At 57.8% G+C, this 16,707-nt stretch carries 14 protein-coding genes; 5 read left to right on the forward strand and 9 right to left on the reverse strand.

Going from position 1 to position 16,707, the window contains the following annotated elements; translation table 11 throughout:
• Nucleotides 1–34 precede the first annotated feature (34 nt).
• Together ACR0C5_RS02850 and ACR0C5_RS02855 are read right to left on the reverse strand one after the other, a co-directional pair.
• Complete coding sequence (locus ACR0C5_RS02850) at nucleotides 35–1,357, reverse strand: PQQ-like beta-propeller repeat protein (protein WP_170770409.1); 1,323 nt, start codon at nucleotides 1,355–1,357, stop codon at nucleotides 35–37.
• A gap of 42 nt (nucleotides 1,358–1,399) precedes the next feature.
• A complete protein-coding gene (locus ACR0C5_RS02855; RefSeq protein WP_170770408.1) occupies nucleotides 1,400–2,071 on the reverse strand; it encodes a hypothetical protein in 672 nt (223 codons plus the stop codon).
• Nucleotides 2,072–2,298: 227 nt separating this feature from the next.
• Between ACR0C5_RS02855 and ACR0C5_RS02860 the strand changes: the two genes are divergently transcribed.
• Both ACR0C5_RS02860 and ACR0C5_RS02865 read left to right on the forward strand, forming a co-directional pair.
• Nucleotides 2,299–3,531 (forward strand): efflux RND transporter periplasmic adaptor subunit, encoded by a 1,233-nt coding sequence (locus tag ACR0C5_RS02860; protein WP_480874400.1) that lies wholly within the window; start codon nucleotides 2,299–2,301, stop codon nucleotides 3,529–3,531.
• Nucleotides 3,528–7,316: an efflux RND transporter permease subunit gene (locus tag ACR0C5_RS02865; protein ID WP_480874401.1), complete on the forward strand. Its 3,789-nt coding sequence runs from the start codon at nucleotides 3,528–3,530 to the stop codon at nucleotides 7,314–7,316. Before ACR0C5_RS02860 ends, ACR0C5_RS02865 begins: the two co-directional genes overlap by 4 nt.
• Before the next feature lie 25 nt (nucleotides 7,317–7,341).
• Here ACR0C5_RS02865 and ACR0C5_RS02870 read toward each other — a convergent pair whose 3' ends face one another.
• The 3 genes from ACR0C5_RS02870 to ACR0C5_RS02880 form a co-directional block, all read right to left on the reverse strand.
• Entirely contained in the window at nucleotides 7,342–7,737 is a 396-nt protein-coding gene (locus ACR0C5_RS02870) for a DUF2147 domain-containing protein (protein ID WP_480874404.1), read from the reverse strand.
• A gap of 36 nt (nucleotides 7,738–7,773) precedes the next feature.
• Complete coding sequence (locus ACR0C5_RS02875; RefSeq protein WP_480874406.1) at nucleotides 7,774–9,579, reverse strand: ABCB family ABC transporter ATP-binding protein/permease; 1,806 nt, start codon at nucleotides 9,577–9,579, stop codon at nucleotides 7,774–7,776.
• A 78-nt stretch (nucleotides 9,580–9,657) separates the two neighbouring features.
• On the reverse strand, nucleotides 9,658–11,013 hold the full coding sequence (locus tag ACR0C5_RS02880; protein WP_480874408.1) for a LysM peptidoglycan-binding domain-containing protein: 1,356 nt from the start codon (nucleotides 11,011–11,013) through the stop codon (nucleotides 9,658–9,660).
• 126 nt (nucleotides 11,014–11,139) lie between these two features.
• On the opposite strand from ACR0C5_RS02880, the gene ACR0C5_RS02885 reads away from it, so the two are divergent.
• Nucleotides 11,140–11,703: an LOG family protein gene (locus ACR0C5_RS02885; protein ID WP_480874410.1), complete on the forward strand. Its 564-nt coding sequence runs from the start codon at nucleotides 11,140–11,142 to the stop codon at nucleotides 11,701–11,703.
• Between the two features lie 35 nt (nucleotides 11,704–11,738).
• Here ACR0C5_RS02885 and ACR0C5_RS02890 read toward each other — a convergent pair whose 3' ends face one another.
• Nucleotides 11,739–12,191 (reverse strand): host attachment family protein, encoded by a 453-nt coding sequence (locus ACR0C5_RS02890; RefSeq protein ID WP_480874412.1) that lies wholly within the window; start codon nucleotides 12,189–12,191, stop codon nucleotides 11,739–11,741.
• Between the two features lie 509 nt (nucleotides 12,192–12,700).
• Here ACR0C5_RS02890 and ACR0C5_RS02895 point away from each other — a divergent pair.
• Complete coding sequence (locus ACR0C5_RS02895) at nucleotides 12,701–13,447, forward strand: calcium-binding protein (RefSeq protein WP_480874414.1); 747 nt, start codon at nucleotides 12,701–12,703, stop codon at nucleotides 13,445–13,447.
• Between the two features lie 192 nt (nucleotides 13,448–13,639).
• On the opposite strand, the gene ACR0C5_RS02900 is transcribed toward ACR0C5_RS02895, so the two are convergent.
• Nucleotides 13,640–14,239, reverse strand: coding sequence for a superoxide dismutase (locus ACR0C5_RS02900; protein ID WP_480502602.1), 600 nt, complete (start codon nucleotides 14,237–14,239; stop codon nucleotides 13,640–13,642).
• 121 nt (nucleotides 14,240–14,360) lie between these two features.
• Here ACR0C5_RS02900 and ACR0C5_RS02905 point away from each other — a divergent pair, with 121 nt between their 5' ends.
• Nucleotides 14,361–15,101, forward strand: a complete 741-nt coding sequence (locus ACR0C5_RS02905; RefSeq protein WP_480502603.1) for an FkbM family methyltransferase — start codon at nucleotides 14,361–14,363, stop codon at nucleotides 15,099–15,101.
• A 23-nt stretch (nucleotides 15,102–15,124) separates the two neighbouring features.
• Here ACR0C5_RS02905 and ACR0C5_RS02910 read toward each other — a convergent pair whose 3' ends face one another.
• Complete coding sequence (locus tag ACR0C5_RS02910; protein ID WP_170788866.1) at nucleotides 15,125–15,568, reverse strand: hypothetical protein; 444 nt, start codon at nucleotides 15,566–15,568, stop codon at nucleotides 15,125–15,127.
• A 520-nt stretch (nucleotides 15,569–16,088) separates the two neighbouring features.
• Nucleotides 16,089–16,700, reverse strand: a complete 612-nt coding sequence (locus ACR0C5_RS02915) for a hypothetical protein (protein WP_480874418.1) — start codon at nucleotides 16,698–16,700, stop codon at nucleotides 16,089–16,091.
• Nucleotides 16,701–16,707: the final 7 nt, after the last annotated feature.

The raw sequence follows: 16,707 nt of genomic DNA on the forward strand, positions 1-16,707 counted from the left end.
AAGACTCAGACGCGCCCTTTAGCGCATCTTTTCGTCAACGGAAAGCGTGTAGATCACCTTTGGTCGATACGACATACAAGGTCTGCCCCGCCACGACGGGTGCAGTGGTGGCCCCGCCGGGGACCTCGACCCGGTTGACCAGCGCGCCATCGACGGGATTAAAGAAGCGCAGGTAGCCATCATTCGAGGCGATTACGATGCGCCCTCCGGCCAGAATCGGGCCGTAATGAGCCACTATGGGACCACGACGGTTGGGTTTGTCCTTTACGAAGCCTGGCAAGTCCTGCGCCCAGACTACCTGACCAGTCGCTGCGTCCAGACGGATCAGCTGGCTGCGGTCGCTGACCTGGAAAATGCTGTTGCCCGCAGGCCAAACCGTATCAATTGCGCCTTCATCGGCGGTCCACTTTCGCTCACCGGAATCCGCGTCAAAGGCCACGGTGCGGCCCGAGTGGTTCCCAATATAAATCGTGTCACCCACCACCATCGGGCCACCGGTGACATCAACGATCTGCGCCGCCGCGCGTCCACGGCGCCCACCGGCCACCGAGGCATTCCAGCGGCGGATGCCGCCACGACGGAACGTGGCCGACACATCGCCAGAGCCAAAGGCGAACACGGCAAATTCCTGCGCGATTACCGGAGCGGGCGCACCCAGGACGTTTCCGACGCTCGGCGTGGCTTGAATCTGCCAAGCGATCCGCCCGTCTTTGACATCCACGGCCCAGCCGGTCTCATCCCCGGCGACCAGATACAGCAAGCCGCCATTCACCAAAGGCGCGCCGCTGCCGGTGGCGTTCAACCGTTTCTGCCAGCGGGTTACGCCGGTTCTGGCATCCAGCGCGGTAAGGCGACCAAACCCGGATGACACATACAAAACACCATCAGCATAGGCCAAGCCACCGCCTGTGGCGTCCGCGTCGCCATCCTGTGCAGGGATCAGATTAACGCTCCAGACAGTTGCGCCTTGTGCGGATGTCGCGGTGACGTTGGCGCCAGAATCCAGAGTGTAGATCAAACCGCCTGCTACGACAGGCTCGGCTGTGATGCGCTGTTTGCGCGAATCCCCCTTACCGATGGAATTCGACCATACCCGTTGCGGAGTCGCGCGCAATTGCGCATGCGTGGTGCGGAACGCCGCTGTGCCAGGACTTTGCGGCCAGCTTACATTAGCTTGCTGGGCCGGCAGGCTGATAGGTTTGGCTCCACGTGTCTCAACCGCCTCGGAATCCGCAGCGGGGCGGATATCCTCACGGGGGCCGACCAGGATCACCTCGGCTTCCTGACAGGCAGCCAGTACTGTCAGGGAAAGAACTGCGACCGACGCTCCGACGCGGGAAAATAGACTTGTTACCATGATATTGCGCACTCGCCTGTCCAATATGTGTTCCGCCCCGGATTAGCCCTGCCGGGCTATCAGCGGTTCGGGTTCACCCCCAAGGGCTACAATCAGTTGCGCAGCACGCTGTTGCAGGTCAACACCGATCTCGGCATCTTGGCGCAGCGCTTGCAACCGCGCAATCGCCGCGTCGACATTGCCTTCAGACACATCCAGCAGCGCCAACTGCTCCTCCGCAAGCAAGCGCAGCGGCGCACCCGGCGCAGCCAAGGCTTCGAATTGCTGGCGTCTGTCTGCGATGGGCAGGCTATCCGCTTGCAGCAACAAGGCTTTAAAAGCCGCAATCGCCCGGTAGATCTCAGGCAGGTCCCCCTGCACCGCAATGGTGTTCAGACTTGCAACCGCATCCGCCTCGGACCCGGCTTCAACCTGGGACGCCGACAGCAACATATTCAGGACTGCATCTCCACCTGGCGCCGCCGCCTCAACCTCCGACAGGGAAGCAGCACGTTCCGCCGAGTCGTTTAACGCCAGAGCCGCTAGAATCGAGTCGCCCAGATCCTGGGCCTGTCCGGTTGCCCGCGCCTTACGCACCTCGTTGAAGGCCGCGCCGCCGACGATCAGAACCACGGCCAGCACACCGACCCAGCCCCAGCGCCGCAGCAGCAGGTAAAGACGGTCCCGGCGGACCTCTTCGGTCACCTCATCAATGAAACTGTCGGTGTCGCTCATCCCTGCCCTCCGGGGCTGTAATCCGTGGTGTATGGCGCCATGTCATAACCCGCCACATTTGCCAAGCCAAGGGTCCGAATTCGCACATTTCCCACTAGGCGGCACAGGCTTGCGGAAAAAAGTGAACCAAACTATTCAGTTTAGCGTGGAAAAGCTGCATAATCAGCCCCACATTTAAGTACGTGCGTCAACACCATCTTGGCGAAAATTTCTGGGAGAAACCCTTTATGCGCTTGATTTCGCTGGTAAATGCGGTTCTGGTAACAGTCGCACTGTTCCTGCTGGTGTTCGAGCGCGATGCGTTGTTTGCATTCGCAGGGCGGGCCGAAGCCGACGAAACAAGCGCAACCGAGTCGCCTGAACCAACATCAGATGCTTCGGACAAGTCCGCCGTCAACGTGGTTGCCCTGCGTTCAGTCGCACGCGAGATTGACAGCGCTGTGTCGCTGCGGGGCCAAACAAAAGCCAATCGTCAGGTCGAAGTTCTGGCCGAAACCACCTCGACCGTTATCTCGGAACCCAAGCGCAAAGGCACCTTTGTCGAGGCCGGGGATTTGCTGTGTGAACTGGATCCCGGCACCCGCCCGGCCAGTCTGGCCGAGGCAATGGCCGCCAAGCTTGAGGCCGAAAGCCGCATCCCCGAGGCCGAAGCCCGCTTGGAAGAAGCCTACGCATTGGTGGCCGAGGCCGAGATCAACCTAACCGCCGCGCAAAGACTGTCGGAAACTGGCTTTGGGTCGGAAACGCGGCGGGTTGCCAGTCAGGCCGCCATGCGCACCGCCGAGGCGGGTATCAAAACTGCCGAGGCCGGTCTGGAAGCCACGCGCGCCGGTATCGAAGCCGCCATTGCCGAGGTCGAAGCGGCCCGGCGCGAGATCGACCGTCAAACGATCGAGGCCCCGTTCAAAGGCCTACTGGAAAGCGACACTGCCGAACTTGGCAGTCTGATGCTGCCCGGCTCGCTATGCGCCACAGTGATTCAGCTTGACCCGATTAAGCTGGTGGGCTTTGTACCCGAGACAGAGGTCAACCGCGTGATTGTCGGGTCTGAGGCGACGGCGCAACTGGTTACAGGCCTTCAGGTGGCTGGCCGGGTCAGCTTTCTCAGCCGGTCCGCGGACGAAACCACCCGGACATTCGAGGTGGAAATCACCGTCCCCAACCCTGATCTGACAATCCGCGATGGCCAGACGGCAGATATCCGTATCGCGTCCGAAGGCACCAAGGCGCACCTGCTACCGCAATCGGCCCTGACCCTCAGCCGTGAGGGGCAAGTCGGCGTGCGCACCATTGCGGCGGGCAACATTGTCGCCTTCCAGCCGATCCAACTGTTGCGTGACACGTCCGAAGGCGTCTGGGTCGATGGCCTGCCTGAAACGGTGGATATCATCGTGATCGGGCAGGAATTTGTGACTGCGGGTGTGAAAGTCGCCCCCACCTACAGGAACCTGACCGAATGACCGGAATCGTCAGCTGGGCCGCTGGCCGGGCCCGGATGGTCCTGGCCTTTATCGCCATCTCGCTGGTGATTGGCGGCTATGCCTATATTGGTCTGCCCAAAGAAGGCGAGCCGGATATCGAGATCCCGGCCCTGTTCGTCTCGGTTCAGTTCCCCGGCATCTCGGCGGAAGATTCTGAGAATCTGTTGGTCAAGCCGATGGAAACCGAGCTGGCCGATCTTGATGGTCTGAAAGAGATGACCTCGACCGCCGCCGAAAGCTATGCCGGGGTCGCGCTGGAATTTGATTTTGGCTGGGACAAGACCGCCATCATGGCGGATGTGCGCGATGCGATGAACAGCGCTCAGGCCGAATTTCCGGAAGGGGCCGAGCAATATTCGCTGACAGAGATCAACTTTTCCGAATTCCCCATCGTCATCGTCAACCTAACCGGCGCGGTACCCGAGCGCACAATGGCGCGCGTCGCCAAGGACTTGCAGGACGATCTGGAAGCGATGGATTCGGTTCTTGAGGCCGGTATCGCGGGCAATCGGGACGAACTGCTGGAGGTCATCATCGACCCCCTGCGTCTTGAGGCCTACAACGTCACCGCAGCAGAACTGATCAACGTCGTTCAGAACAACAACCAACTGATCGCCGCAGGTGAGGTCGAAACCGCACAGGGTACATTCTCGGTCAAGATCCCCTCGTCGTTCAAAACGGCGCAGGATGTCTACGACCTGCCGGTCAAGGTCAATGGCGACCGGGTCGTGACCATGGGCGAGCTGGCGCAGATCAACTACACTTTCGAAGACCGCGAAGGCACCGCAAGGTTTAACAGCGAATCCACCGTCGCCTTGCAAGTGGTCAAGCGCAAGGGCTTCAACCTGATCGACACGGTCGAGGACGTCAAAAAGACCATTGCCACAGCTCAGGCGAAATGGCCCGACCAGATGCGCGCCACGATCGAACTGGGCACCTCGAACGATCAGAGCCGCATCGTTGGCTCGATGGTCAGCCAGCTTGAAGGCTCGGTCCTGACGGCGATTGCGCTGGTGATGATCGTCGTTCTGGCCTCGCTGGGCACGCGGGCGGCGCTGTTGGTGGGGTTTGCGATCCCGACCTCATTCCTGCTGTGTTTTGCCTTCCTTGCCGTTATGGGCGTCAGTATTTCCAACATCGTGATGTTTGGCTTGATCCTTGCGGTGGGGATGCTAGTCGATGGCGCGATCGTTGTGGTGGAATATGCTGACAAGCGCATCAAAGATGGCGTCGGGCCCATGCATGCCTATGTCGAGGCGGCGCAACGCATGTTCTGGCCTATCGTGTCGTCTACTGCGACCACACTCTGTGCCTTCCTGCCCATGCTGTTCTGGCCCGGCGTACCGGGTGAGTTCATGGGCATGCTGCCGGTCACGCTGATCTTTGTTCTGTCTGCCTCACTGATCGTTGCGCTGATCTACCTACCCGTGATGGGCGGCGTGTCTGGCCGTCTGAGCCGTGTGTTTGACCATGCCGCAGATTGGCTGCGTGCCCGTTTGTCATGGCGCGCACGTGTCGCGCTTGTACCGCCTGCACTGCTGCTAATCTTTATGGGGGCCATGCAGGTCCTGAACCCGGCCTATCTGATGCCTGCTGGCAGCTCGGGCGGTTTGGTATTCGGGGCCATCCTGTTCACGCTGGGGGCGTTTGCCGGCTCTGTCACGCTCAGCGCCGCTCGGATTGAACGCGCGCCGGACCCGCATGTGCACACCGCCCGCGAACACACTCGCTTTGGCCATGTGATCAAGTTTCTAGTCGGCAATCCGATCATGCCGGTGGTGTCGATTCTTGTCGTAAGTGCCGCTGTTGTCATGGTCATGATCGCCTATGGCAACAACAATCGCGGGGTCGAGTTCTTTGTCGAAAACGAACCCGAACAAGCCACTGCCTATGTGCGCGCCCGTGGCAACATATCCCTGGCTGAAATGGACCAGATGGTTCTAGATGCCGAACGGATCATCGGATCGCACCCCGCTGTGGTCAATGTGTTCTCTTTCGCTGGAGAAGGTGGCCTGACGCAGAACAATGGCGGCGCGCAGGCCCCCGCTGACACCGTGGGCCGCGTTCAGTTCGAGATCATCCCATGGGAGGATCGCCCAACCATTTCCGAGCCAATCCTGTTTGGTCTGCTGGACCGTCAGACCATCGCGCCAGAGTTTGACGGCGATGTCGTTCTGGACGAGTTGAATGCCGAACTGGCTACTATTCCCGGCATCGTGGTCGAGATTCTGCCGCTGGAACAGGGCCCGGCCTCGGCCAAGCCGGTACACCTGCGCCTGAAGGGCGACAGTTGGCCTGAGCTGACTGCTGCCACGCAAACCGCACGCGGAGTGTTTGACGAAACGCCGGGGCTGATCAAGATCGAAGACACCCTGCCCCTGCCCGGTATCGACTGGCAGATCGACGTGGACGTTGCCAAAGCGGGCCGGTTTGGCGCGGATGTGGCAACCGTCGGTGCCATGGTTCAGCTTGTGACCCGCGGCCTACTGCTGGGCGAAATGCGCCCCGACACGGTCGATGAAGAGATCGAAATTCGCGTCCGACTGCCCGAAGATGACCGCGTGCTGTCAACGTTGGATACCTTGAAAGTGCGCACAGCGGACGGTCTGGTGCCCCTGTCTAACTTTGTGACCCGCCAACCTGTCGCCAAACTGGCCGAGATCAATCGCGTCGACCAGCAGCGTTACTATGATGTGAAGGCGGATGTGGAACCGGGTTTGGTCGATATGGTCGCCATGTCGACCGACAGCGAAGGACAGAGCATCGAAGACAAGCGTCTTGCCTTGGTTCGCGAGGTTCTGGACGGTGCGTCCTCGTCACTCGGAACGTTCGAAGGGGGCAATGGAAAGACCTATGAGGTCGTGCAACTAACCGGCGCTGCGGATATGCAAGAGTTGCTGTCCCAGGCTGAAACCGCGACCTACCGGCCCGTGACACCGAACGAGCGCATCGCGCTGCTGACCGAGTGGCTGGATAGCGATCCGTTTGGTCCCGCGATTGCTTGGGAATGGACCGGAGATCAGGAAGAACAGGCCGAATCCGGAGCCTTTCTGGCGAATGCCTTCCTGGGGGCGCTGGGGTTAATGTTTGTGATCCTGCTGGCGCAGTTCAACTCGCTCTATAACTCGGTGCTGGTGCTGCTGGCGGTGGTCCTGTCGACCACCGGGGTGCTGATCGGCATGATGGTGATGCAACAGCCCTTCTCGATCATTATGACCGGGACGGGCATCGTGGCTCTGGCCGGGATTGTGGTGAACAACAATATCGTTCTGATCGACACCTATCAGGAATACAGCAGCTATATGCCCCGGATCGAGGCGATCATACGCACCGCCGAATCCCGTATCCGCCCGGTCTTGCTGACCACGCTGACCACCATGGCCGGTCTGACGCCGATGATGTTCGGCCTGTCGCTGGATTTCATCAACGGTGGCTACTCGATCGACAGCCCGACTGCGCTGTGGTGGAAACAGTTGGCCACCGCCGTCGTGTTCGGGCTGGGCATTGCAACGGTGCTGACGCTGATCGTAACGCCCTCGATGCTGGCGCTGCGCGTCTGGGTCACGACCTACGCCCTGTGGCTAAGCCGGTTGCTGATGCGCGTCACGGCGGGTGAGAACAGCCCGCTTGCGCAAGAGGTCGCGATCCGGCGTGCTGCCCGTAAGGCGCAAGCGTCCGAAATGGTTTGGGATGATTCAACGGCAGATGACCGCGATCAGAAACCGGGTCATCCGCCTGGTCCACCGCTGAAAGCTGCCGAATAGAACTGGGTCAACCGCCGGAAAGCCCTTATAACCGGGTCCAGGACTGGTGCGCGCAGATATGATGCTCGCACCCTTTGACCTTGAGCGTATCGCCCTGCAAGGTCATCTGCGGTACCGCGTCCACATTGATCAACGGCACCCAGAACTCACCGCCGCCATAGCTACCTCCGCCTTGGCTGGACACGTCCCAGAACAGCTTTTTGCCAATATAGGGCGTCTGCACCTCTTTCCCCGAGGAATCATAGGCCGACAGAATCTGACCGCAGAATTTGTCGCCGCACGCAGTGATCTTGATATGCGAGGTTAGGTTCTTGCGGTCCGGTTCAGTCTTCCACACTCCGACAATCGGATCATCTGACGCGAGCGCTGGCATCGCGCTCAGAACAATTGCGGCAACTGCCAGTTTCAAAGCAATACGCATCACCAGACCTCTAACCATTGGGGGCAGTATAACAGGTTATGCAGCTTGGGCATCCGATTGCTGACGGCTCCACAACTGGGCGTAGCGGCCCTGACGTTCCAGCAGCTCGTCATGGGTGCCCTGCTCCAGAATCTCACCTTGTTCCAGCACCACGATCCGGTCCGCTTCGGCGATGGTACTCAGACGGTGGGCGATGGTCAGAACCGTGCGCCCTTCGCCCGCGCGGGCTAGCGCATCTTTGATGTCCTGCTCGGTGTCTGTATCCAGCGCCGAGGTCGCCTCGTCCAGCAACAGGATCGGCGGGTTCTTGAGCAAAGTACGTGCGATCCCGACGCGCTGCTTTTCTCCGCCCGACAGCTTCAGGCCACGTTCGCCGACCTTCGTGTCATAGCCTTCGGGCAGGGTCACGATGAAGTCGTGAATCTGCGCAGCCCTTGCGGCGGCCTCAACATCCTCTTGCGTGGCGCCATCGCGGCCATAGGCGATGTTGTAGCGGATCGTGTCGTTGAACAGGACGGTGTCCTGCGGCACCACGCCGATCGCAGAATGCAGGCTGGTTTGCGAGACATCCCGTACATCCTGCCCGTCAATCTTCAGCGCCCCACCTGTCACGTCATAGAAGCGGAACAACAACCGTCCAATGGTGGATTTGCCCGAACCTGTCGCCCCAACGATAGCCACCGTCTGCCCCGCCGGTACGGTCAGCGACACACCCTTCAGGATTTCCCGGTCTGCGTCATAGCCAAAGCGCACATCCTGCAACGTCACCTCGCCACCCGTCACCTTTAGCGCGGGCGCATTGGGCTTATCCGTCACCTCGGCGGGTTGTTCCAGCAGATCGAACATCTGCCCCATATCGACCAGAGCCTGCCGGATCTCACGATAGACCGTGCCCAAAAAGTTCAGCGGCACGGTGATTTGGATCATGTAGGCGTTGACCATGACGAAATCACCCACCGTCAGCGCTCCATTCTGCACGCCGATTGCGGCCAAAACCATGACCCCGATCAGCCCGCAAGTGATCAAGAACGACTGTCCGAAATTCAAAAAAGCCAGCGAATACGCCGTCTTGAGCGCTGCCCCCGCATAGGCCTTCATAGACACATCATAGCGTTCAGCTTCGCGCGTTTCGGCGTTGAAATATTTGACGGTTTCGAAGTTCAGCAGGCTGTCTATGGCACGTTGATTGGCCTCGGTGTCCTGATCGTTCATCTCCCGGCGCAGTTTCACCCGCCATTCGGTCACGGCAAAGGTGAACCAGATGTAAAGCGCGATGGTGACGGCTACCACCACCAGATACCACACGTCGAACAGCCACATCAGAATGATCGCGACCAGCAACAGTTCGAGTATCAACGGCCCGATGGAGAACAGCAGGAACCGCAAAAGAAACTCGACACCTTTCACACCGCGCTCGATGATGCGGCTAAGGCCGCCGGTGCGGCGGGTCACGTGATAGCGCATCGAGAGTTGGTGTATGTGCTGGAAGGTCTCTAGCGCCAAGGCTCGCAGGGCGCGTTGACCCACGGGTGCAAAGGCCGCGTCGCGCAGCTGCTGAAAGCCAACATTCATCATGCGTGCGATGCCATAGGCAATGGTCAGTCCGACGGCCCCCAACGCCAGCGGCGGCACGCCGTCTCCGGCCAGGCTGTCCACCGCATCGCGATAAAGGATGGGTGTGCACACCGCGATCACCTTGGCCAGCACCAGCATTGCCATGGCGATCACAACACGCCGTTTCACCCAAGGCTCATCATCCGGCCAAAGGTAGGGCGCGACCTTGCGGATCGTGCGCCAACCCGACCGTCGCTCGTCGGTTTCAGGCATATCTGCGGATTGCATAGGGGCTGCTCGTCTCATCACGTACCAGAACTGCGGTCAGAGATTGGCCCCTGACCCAAGAGGGCCAGAGGTACAGGATTATTCAGGAATGGTGAAGACCTGCCCCGGATAGATCAGATCGGGGTCTCGGATGGCGCTGCGGTTGGCCTCAAACACGCGCACAAACAACAGACCGTCACCATAACGTTCCCTCGATATCGCCCAGAGCGTATCACCCTCTTGCACGGTAACGGACCGGATAGCCGGGGCCGCAGCCGCGGCTGCGGCCGCGTTGGACGCCTCGGCCGCGCGCAGAACCTCCAGCGGTTCGCGTTTGAACGGCGTCTCCAGCCGGCTGACAACGGTGCCGTCAGAGCCCACCTCATCCACGCGCAGAGTATAGACGCCGGGATCGACATCCTCCAGCTCACTGCGCCATTTGCCGTCATCGGCAGGCGGCAGGTCATCCACCAACTTATTGTTGAGGTAAAGCCGAACGACCGAGCCATCCGGCACACGCCCGGTCAGCTCCACATCTCCAGTGTCGGAATACCCAATCGTATCCAGTGCCACCTGATCCGCGTCTTCCTGAGGTGTTGCAGGCTGCACCAGCTCGACCCCATCTTGACCTGAACGCAGGATTGCAACCTGCTGTTCCGGTTCCTCTTTTTTGGGCTCTGGTTCCACTGCGGCGGTTTGCTCATCCGCCGCTGGTTCTTCCGGAACTTCAGCAGCCTGTTCTTCCTCGGACGCAGTGTTCTCGGCAATCTGTGTGCCTTCATCCGCCGGTGGCGCATCGTCTTCCTGCACCGTCGCCGGGGGTTCATCCTGGACCGGTTCAGCCTCCACCACAGGTTTGGGCAAGGCTGCGATCAGGTAGTCATCCGAGCGCACGGGCTGATCCTGCCCATCGGTTTCAAGCGTCAAACCACGCGCCGCACTGGAAAACGGGATCAGGACGAATTCGGCAAACTGCCCGCTGCGATCCACGGTGAAACTGTGCACCGTTTCACCATCCAGCAGCACTCGCACCACCGAGCCCGGCTCGGCATTGCCCGACAGCACCGCGTTACCGTCGGGCTCGACAAAGATCTGATCAAGGCTGGGCGGGATTGTCTCAGGCGCGGCCTCGGCCACGTCTTCCGGTGCTGGCTCAGCCTCAGCCGGCGCAGCATCCTCAGCCACTTCCGGTTCTGACGGTGCGGTCGTCTCGGGCTGCGTTGAAGCAACGGGTTCTTCGGACGCAGCCGGTTCCTCCACCGCGGCCGGCGTTTGCGCGCTTTCGGTCGGCGCGGGCTGTTCGGGGTTGGCTTCTGCTTGTGGCGCAGGGTCTTCGGCCACAGGATCGAACGCGCCGGACAGATAGGCCCCGCCCGCCCCGATCAAAACCACTATTCCGGCGATCACCCCCCAGGTGAAAGTACCGGAGCTTTCGCGTCCAGACTGATCGTCCATTCTTTTCCTTCCACTCCGCAGCGCAAATGCTTTGACTTCCACGCATTCTGCCTGACGGTTGAGCCAATCTATCAATCTCGCTATCAGGGGTCAAAACCCCAGATACAACCCCGGAGAGCCTATATAATGACCCAGAAATCTGTCTGTGTGTATTGCGGGTCACGCAATGGTATTAATGCGGCTTATGCGCAGGCTGCACACCGGTTCGGACAGTTGCTGGCACAAGAAGGCTGGCGACTGGTCTATGGCGCCGGAGATGTAGGTCTGATGGGCGAGGTTGCCCGCGCCACGCAGGACGCTGGTGGCGACACGTTCGGCGTCATCCCCGTGCACCTGCTGCAACGCGAGGTTGGCAAGACCGATCTGACCCGCTTTGTCGTGACCGAAACGATGCACGAGCGCAAAAAGGTCATGATCATGAACGCGGATGCGGTCGTTGTGCTGCCCGGCGGCCCTGGCTCGCTTGACGAGCTGTTCGAGGCGCTGACATGGCGGCAGTTGGGCCTGCATGACAAACCCATTCTGGTGATAAATGTGGATGGCTACTGGGACGCGCTGCACGATCTTGTGCAGCAGGTCATAGGTCAGGGCTTTGCTGATGCATCGCTGGGTGTTTTCATCACATGGGTCGATGGGCCGGATGCAGCCATGACAAATCTGCGGCATTTGTTGGACCCCAGCAAAGGGTAAGCAGGCGACCACGTCACCTGCTTTCAAAACTCCGCTTAAGTCGCTGGTTTCAAACGATTGATCAGCACCTGTTCGACCTTGTGGAGCGGATGATTTGTCAACGTCTTGTCGACCTCGGCGACCACTTTACTCAGCACCTCTCCATGAAGGCGACGGCGCAACAGGCCCAGAACATGCGGACTGGCGACCAAAACAAGGCGTTTATACGCGCCTTTCAGCCCCTTGCGGTTCAACAGATTGGCCACATCCTGCACGAACAGGGATTTCGCATGCGCTTTCCACTTGGGTTCTTCAACGGCAGATTTCTGGTTCGGACCCGAATCCGCCCGCCGTCCCGCCCGGTCCGAGGGCTTGCTGCTGGCCCCATCGGTTTCTTCAACGGAGACAACCATCAGATTGGGGTCTTCGGCATCGGTGATATTCTCCATGAACAAAGCCTTTTCGCCATCTGCGATGACAATCCAAGTTCCCTGTGAAAGTGCAACCATCGTTTTCTCCTGCTATGGTTTTATGTGACCATCCCTTGTTCAACAGACATAGGCATCCCGTTGCGTACCAACGGTTTTTCGGCACGCTGCTTAAGTGTTTTTAGTAGATTGGCGGTTCTCTCCCTCCGCTCTATATAGCTAGGGACTAGAGCGGCCCGTACAATACGCATTCAGATTAATTCGAATTTATCGGCGGGAAATTACCGGTCAGCAAGAGAGCAGACGTCAAACAAATCCAAATGCTAAAACGTGAGCCGAAAAACAGATTGCGCAGCATGTTGTCTGGAAATCATTGTTCACATTGCGCGCATCTCTGTCAGTCGAGGAAAGCCTTAAGCCCACATTCTCAAATTTCCAAAGACTATTTCTGAACTTTGACAGGTACGTGAAACCCTCAAGCTCCGGCCGTCCGAAATCAATGCCGGTAGACGCAATCACACCGATGCTATACCGTTAGCCGAAGGCAGATCAGGCAGAAGCAATTCCTTTCCATCTTCGAAGGAAATACAATGCCGCGAAAACCACCGAAAAACGATAGCGAAAGCTCTGTAGTTGACTTAGGCGTGCTTGCGTCAAAAAAGAATTTCGATAGCTTTATAGATCACCTTTTCACTGAAGAGGAGAATGTTCCTCACTTCGATTTTTTTTCCGCCAAGGGAAAACAGGCTCCGGTTCATGTTATTGGCAGCGATGTCAGCGAGGATGTTATTCTCACTGACTTGGACGATGTCGCCGAAATGGGTGGCGGGAACGACGTGGTCGTCGGACTGTATGGGAATGACACGATCTCGGGCGGTGATGGTGGCGACTATTTGTTCGGAGATACGGATTGGGCAGTTGGTTCTGGCCAGAGCTCTGACGATATTCTGAACGGCGGAGCAGACGATGACCTGATCGTTGGCGACGCTCCGAACCTATACGGAGACACTGTCGGAGGGAACGATATCATTATCGGAGGGGCTGGAAACGACGACCTCTGGGGAGATGGTTCTCTCTTTGACGAGGCCGTGGGAGGAGCCGATAGTTTCGTTTTTAACCCGAATAGTGGGCTAGATACCGTCCATGACTTTGAAGTGGGTAAAGATAAACTGGACATTTCCGGCTATGGTATTGCCGAGACAGACTTCTTGTCGCTGAATATTCAAGAGATAGACGGTAACACGATCATCGACCTTGATGGCACTGCTTTAGACTTAGACGAAATTACACTGCTGGGAGTAGTCGGAATAAGTGCTGACGATTTCGTATTTGCCTAGTGTGGAAGATCGTTTGAACCACCATTGATGCAGTCATTCGCGGCGCTTGATCCAAACGTCTTCTTTGGGCTCAAACAGTCATCGAAAGAACTGCTGCGGCAACCCCTATAACCTTAAGCAGTTGTCACGTAACGAAAAAGGCCTACTCACTTACGCAAGCAGGCCTTTCAAAACGTATAACCGATGAGCCGATTACATCCGCGAGGCGACGTTTTCCCAGTTGACCAGATTGTCCAGGAAGTTGGTCAGGTAGGCCGGACGCTTATTGCGGAAGTCGATGTAGTAGGAGTGCTCCCAAACGTCGCAACCCAGCAGCGCGGTCTGGCCAAAGCACAGCGGGTTCACGCCGTTTTCGGTCTTGGTGACAGCCAGCGAGCCGTCAGCGTTCTTGACCAGCCATGCCCAGCCCGAGCCGAACTGACCGGCACCTGCCGCGCTGAATTGCGATTTGAATTCGTCGACCGAGCCAAAGCTCTCAACCAAAGCCTTCTCCAGCTCGCCGGGCATGGCATTGTCGCCGGGGCCCATCATCTCCCAAAACTGGTTGTGGTTCCACAACTGGCTGATGTTGTTGAAGATACCATTCTGGGCGACAGCATTTGCGTCATAGGTGCCCACGATGATCTCTTCCAGCGACTTGCCGTCCCATTCGGTGCCAGCGATCAGCTTGTTGCCGTTGTCGACATAGGCCTTGTGGTGCAGGTCGTGGTGATATTCCAATGTTTCCGCGGACATGCCCTTGGCTGCCAGTGCGTCATGTGCATAAGGAAGATCAGGAAGTTCAAAAGCCATCTCGGCCCCCTGTTGAAATGATTGTTGCGGTTCCAAAGGTTAAATGCTTTGGCAACGGCCATAGGTCAAGGGCAGAGATCACAAAACCGAAAGGTCCGCGATGCTTACACAGGCGCGCAAGATGTTTTACCGCGCCCGCGGGTACTATGCTGGGTCCCTGAATGGTGAAGCGTTTCACCTGGATCCCTATCACTCGAAATTCTGGCGCAAGGCAACTGCAGGAAAGTGGGAGCCAGAGACATTCGCGGTTCTGGATGAGCACCTTTCACCCGACCGCGACTATCTGGATATCGGTGCGTGGATCGGGCCAACGGTTCTGTATGGCGCACGCCGTGCACGGCAGGTCTGGTGTTTCGAGCCTGATCCCACGGCGTTCCGCTATCTGGCGTGGAACCTGGATCTGAATGACATCCGCAATGTCTCGGCCTTTGGGGTGGCCTTGTCGGATCAGTTCGGCGTCGCCCGTATGGCATCAGTCCGGGGTGAGCCCGGCGATTCCACCAGCTCGCTGCTGCATGATGGCGCTCATGGTACTGACGCGCTGACCATCGCTTGGGATCAATTCCAGGCGGTGAATGACCTGTCCCAAGTGTCACTGGTCAAGATGGATATTGAGGGCGCCGAATTCACCGTGCTGCCCAGCCTGATATCATTTCTGGAGGAACACCGTCCGGCCCTGTACCTGTCGACCCACGCGCCTTTGTTGCCAGAGGAGCAGCGCGCCGACAGGATGGCAGCACTGGCGCAACTCTTGTCATTCTATAAGTCCTGCAAGGATGCGACCGGGGCCGAGGTCGGATTGCAGTCCTTTACCTCAGCCCCTGCCCTGACCGGTTTCCAAACATTCCTTCTGAACGGCTAAATGCCGATCTGACGTTCCTTCGTTCAATACAGGTTCGGACTGGGAACCGGTTTACACCGTCCGACACCACTGGGGCGGTTTACAACGTCCACCATTGGAAACCGGGCTGTCATGTCAAACTTGTTTGTCTTCGGGTCCAGACGCGCCATGTAGGACACCCGAAGCTTTTGGGTCGTGCTGGTCGACAGCGTCACTTTCCATTGCATCTGATACTGGTCTTTTCGGTTGACCTTGAATTTTGTGTCCATCGGTTTTTCATCCGACCAGCCTTTGTATTCGTTGTACGAGGCAATCGCCCCATCGTAGGCGCGCGCGCGCTTGTTGTCGGCATCCACGCTCAGCAATACCCGAGGGGGAATCCAGCCCTGCGCTTCCATGCTATGCAATTCACAGTCATAGTTTACAATTTCCGCCTGAGCCATTGTTCCGGCGATAGAAAATGCCAGCGCGACGAGTGCAACTTTCATCTATGTTTTTCCTTCATTTGGTTAATTTGGTGTAGGAACTGCTCTGCAATTCCCCTCTGCGAAACCGGTACGTGAAAATACAGCAAGGTAGGATTCCGACCGGGCTGTCGCTTTCATATTTTTGCGATCCAAGAAAACCGCGAACTCCTGATCCTTCAGATCAACAACGTCCGAGCGTGATGCACTGGAAGAAAGAGTGCGCCCTGTATCAGAATAGACATAGTCTTTTCCGGACCACGCGATTGACAGGTTTCGGACGCCGTCGCGCTTGATGCGGGCGTGCCCTGGCAGTGTATCGACATTTGGCAGCTGCACCTCGTGAAGATAGGCAGACCGGCCATATTCATCGACTGAAAAGACAAGATGCTGAGGCGTAGGGCTGCCGACAATACCCGGACCGAAATCGCACTCGAACGTCTCTTTGAAAGTTTGAGAGAGTGAAGCGACCGGGATGATGGATAAAGCACCTATGAGAGCAATTGCGCTCGAATTTGGCCTCACTTGCCAACCCTTTCGCTATTCAACTTGAAAACTCAATCTCAACGCAGGTCCCGTTCGCATTGCCATCATGGGACGTCTGTACATTGGATCTTGAACTCGCAATTGCGCGCATAGTCTGGCGATTCAAAAAGATTGAAAATTCTTGACGCCCAATATCCAGAACTTTGGTTCTGGGGTCGCCAACCCTGGTACGACGACCGTTTTCGGAAAACGTATACGGCTCGCCGAACCAACTGAATGAAAGTAGACGATAGCTGGTTCTGTTGATCGAAGCCCAGGTTTTCGGAGTATTGATTCCCTGCATTTCAACTTCGTGGAGCACAACGGAACGTTGACTTTCATCAACTGAAAAAACGACTCGCGTTGGTGTTGGACGGTTTACAAGGCCTTTACCGAAGACACATTCAAACGATTCTGCATATGTCTCGGAAGCGGCAAAGTTTGGCAGGCTCAGACCGGCAATGAAGCCATACACAAATAATTTTGAAATTCTCATTACCGACGTCACTATTAATATTTCGTCTATTGCTACCGCATAGGTCAGGCACCCGCAATGGGGGAAAAGAACGCAGCACGACACGACAATAAATTGTGCTGCAAAGTAGGCTTTACCGACTAATTGGGCGCTCAAAAAGAAA

It is taken from the genome of Ruegeria sp. N8, from assembly GCF_056531325.1.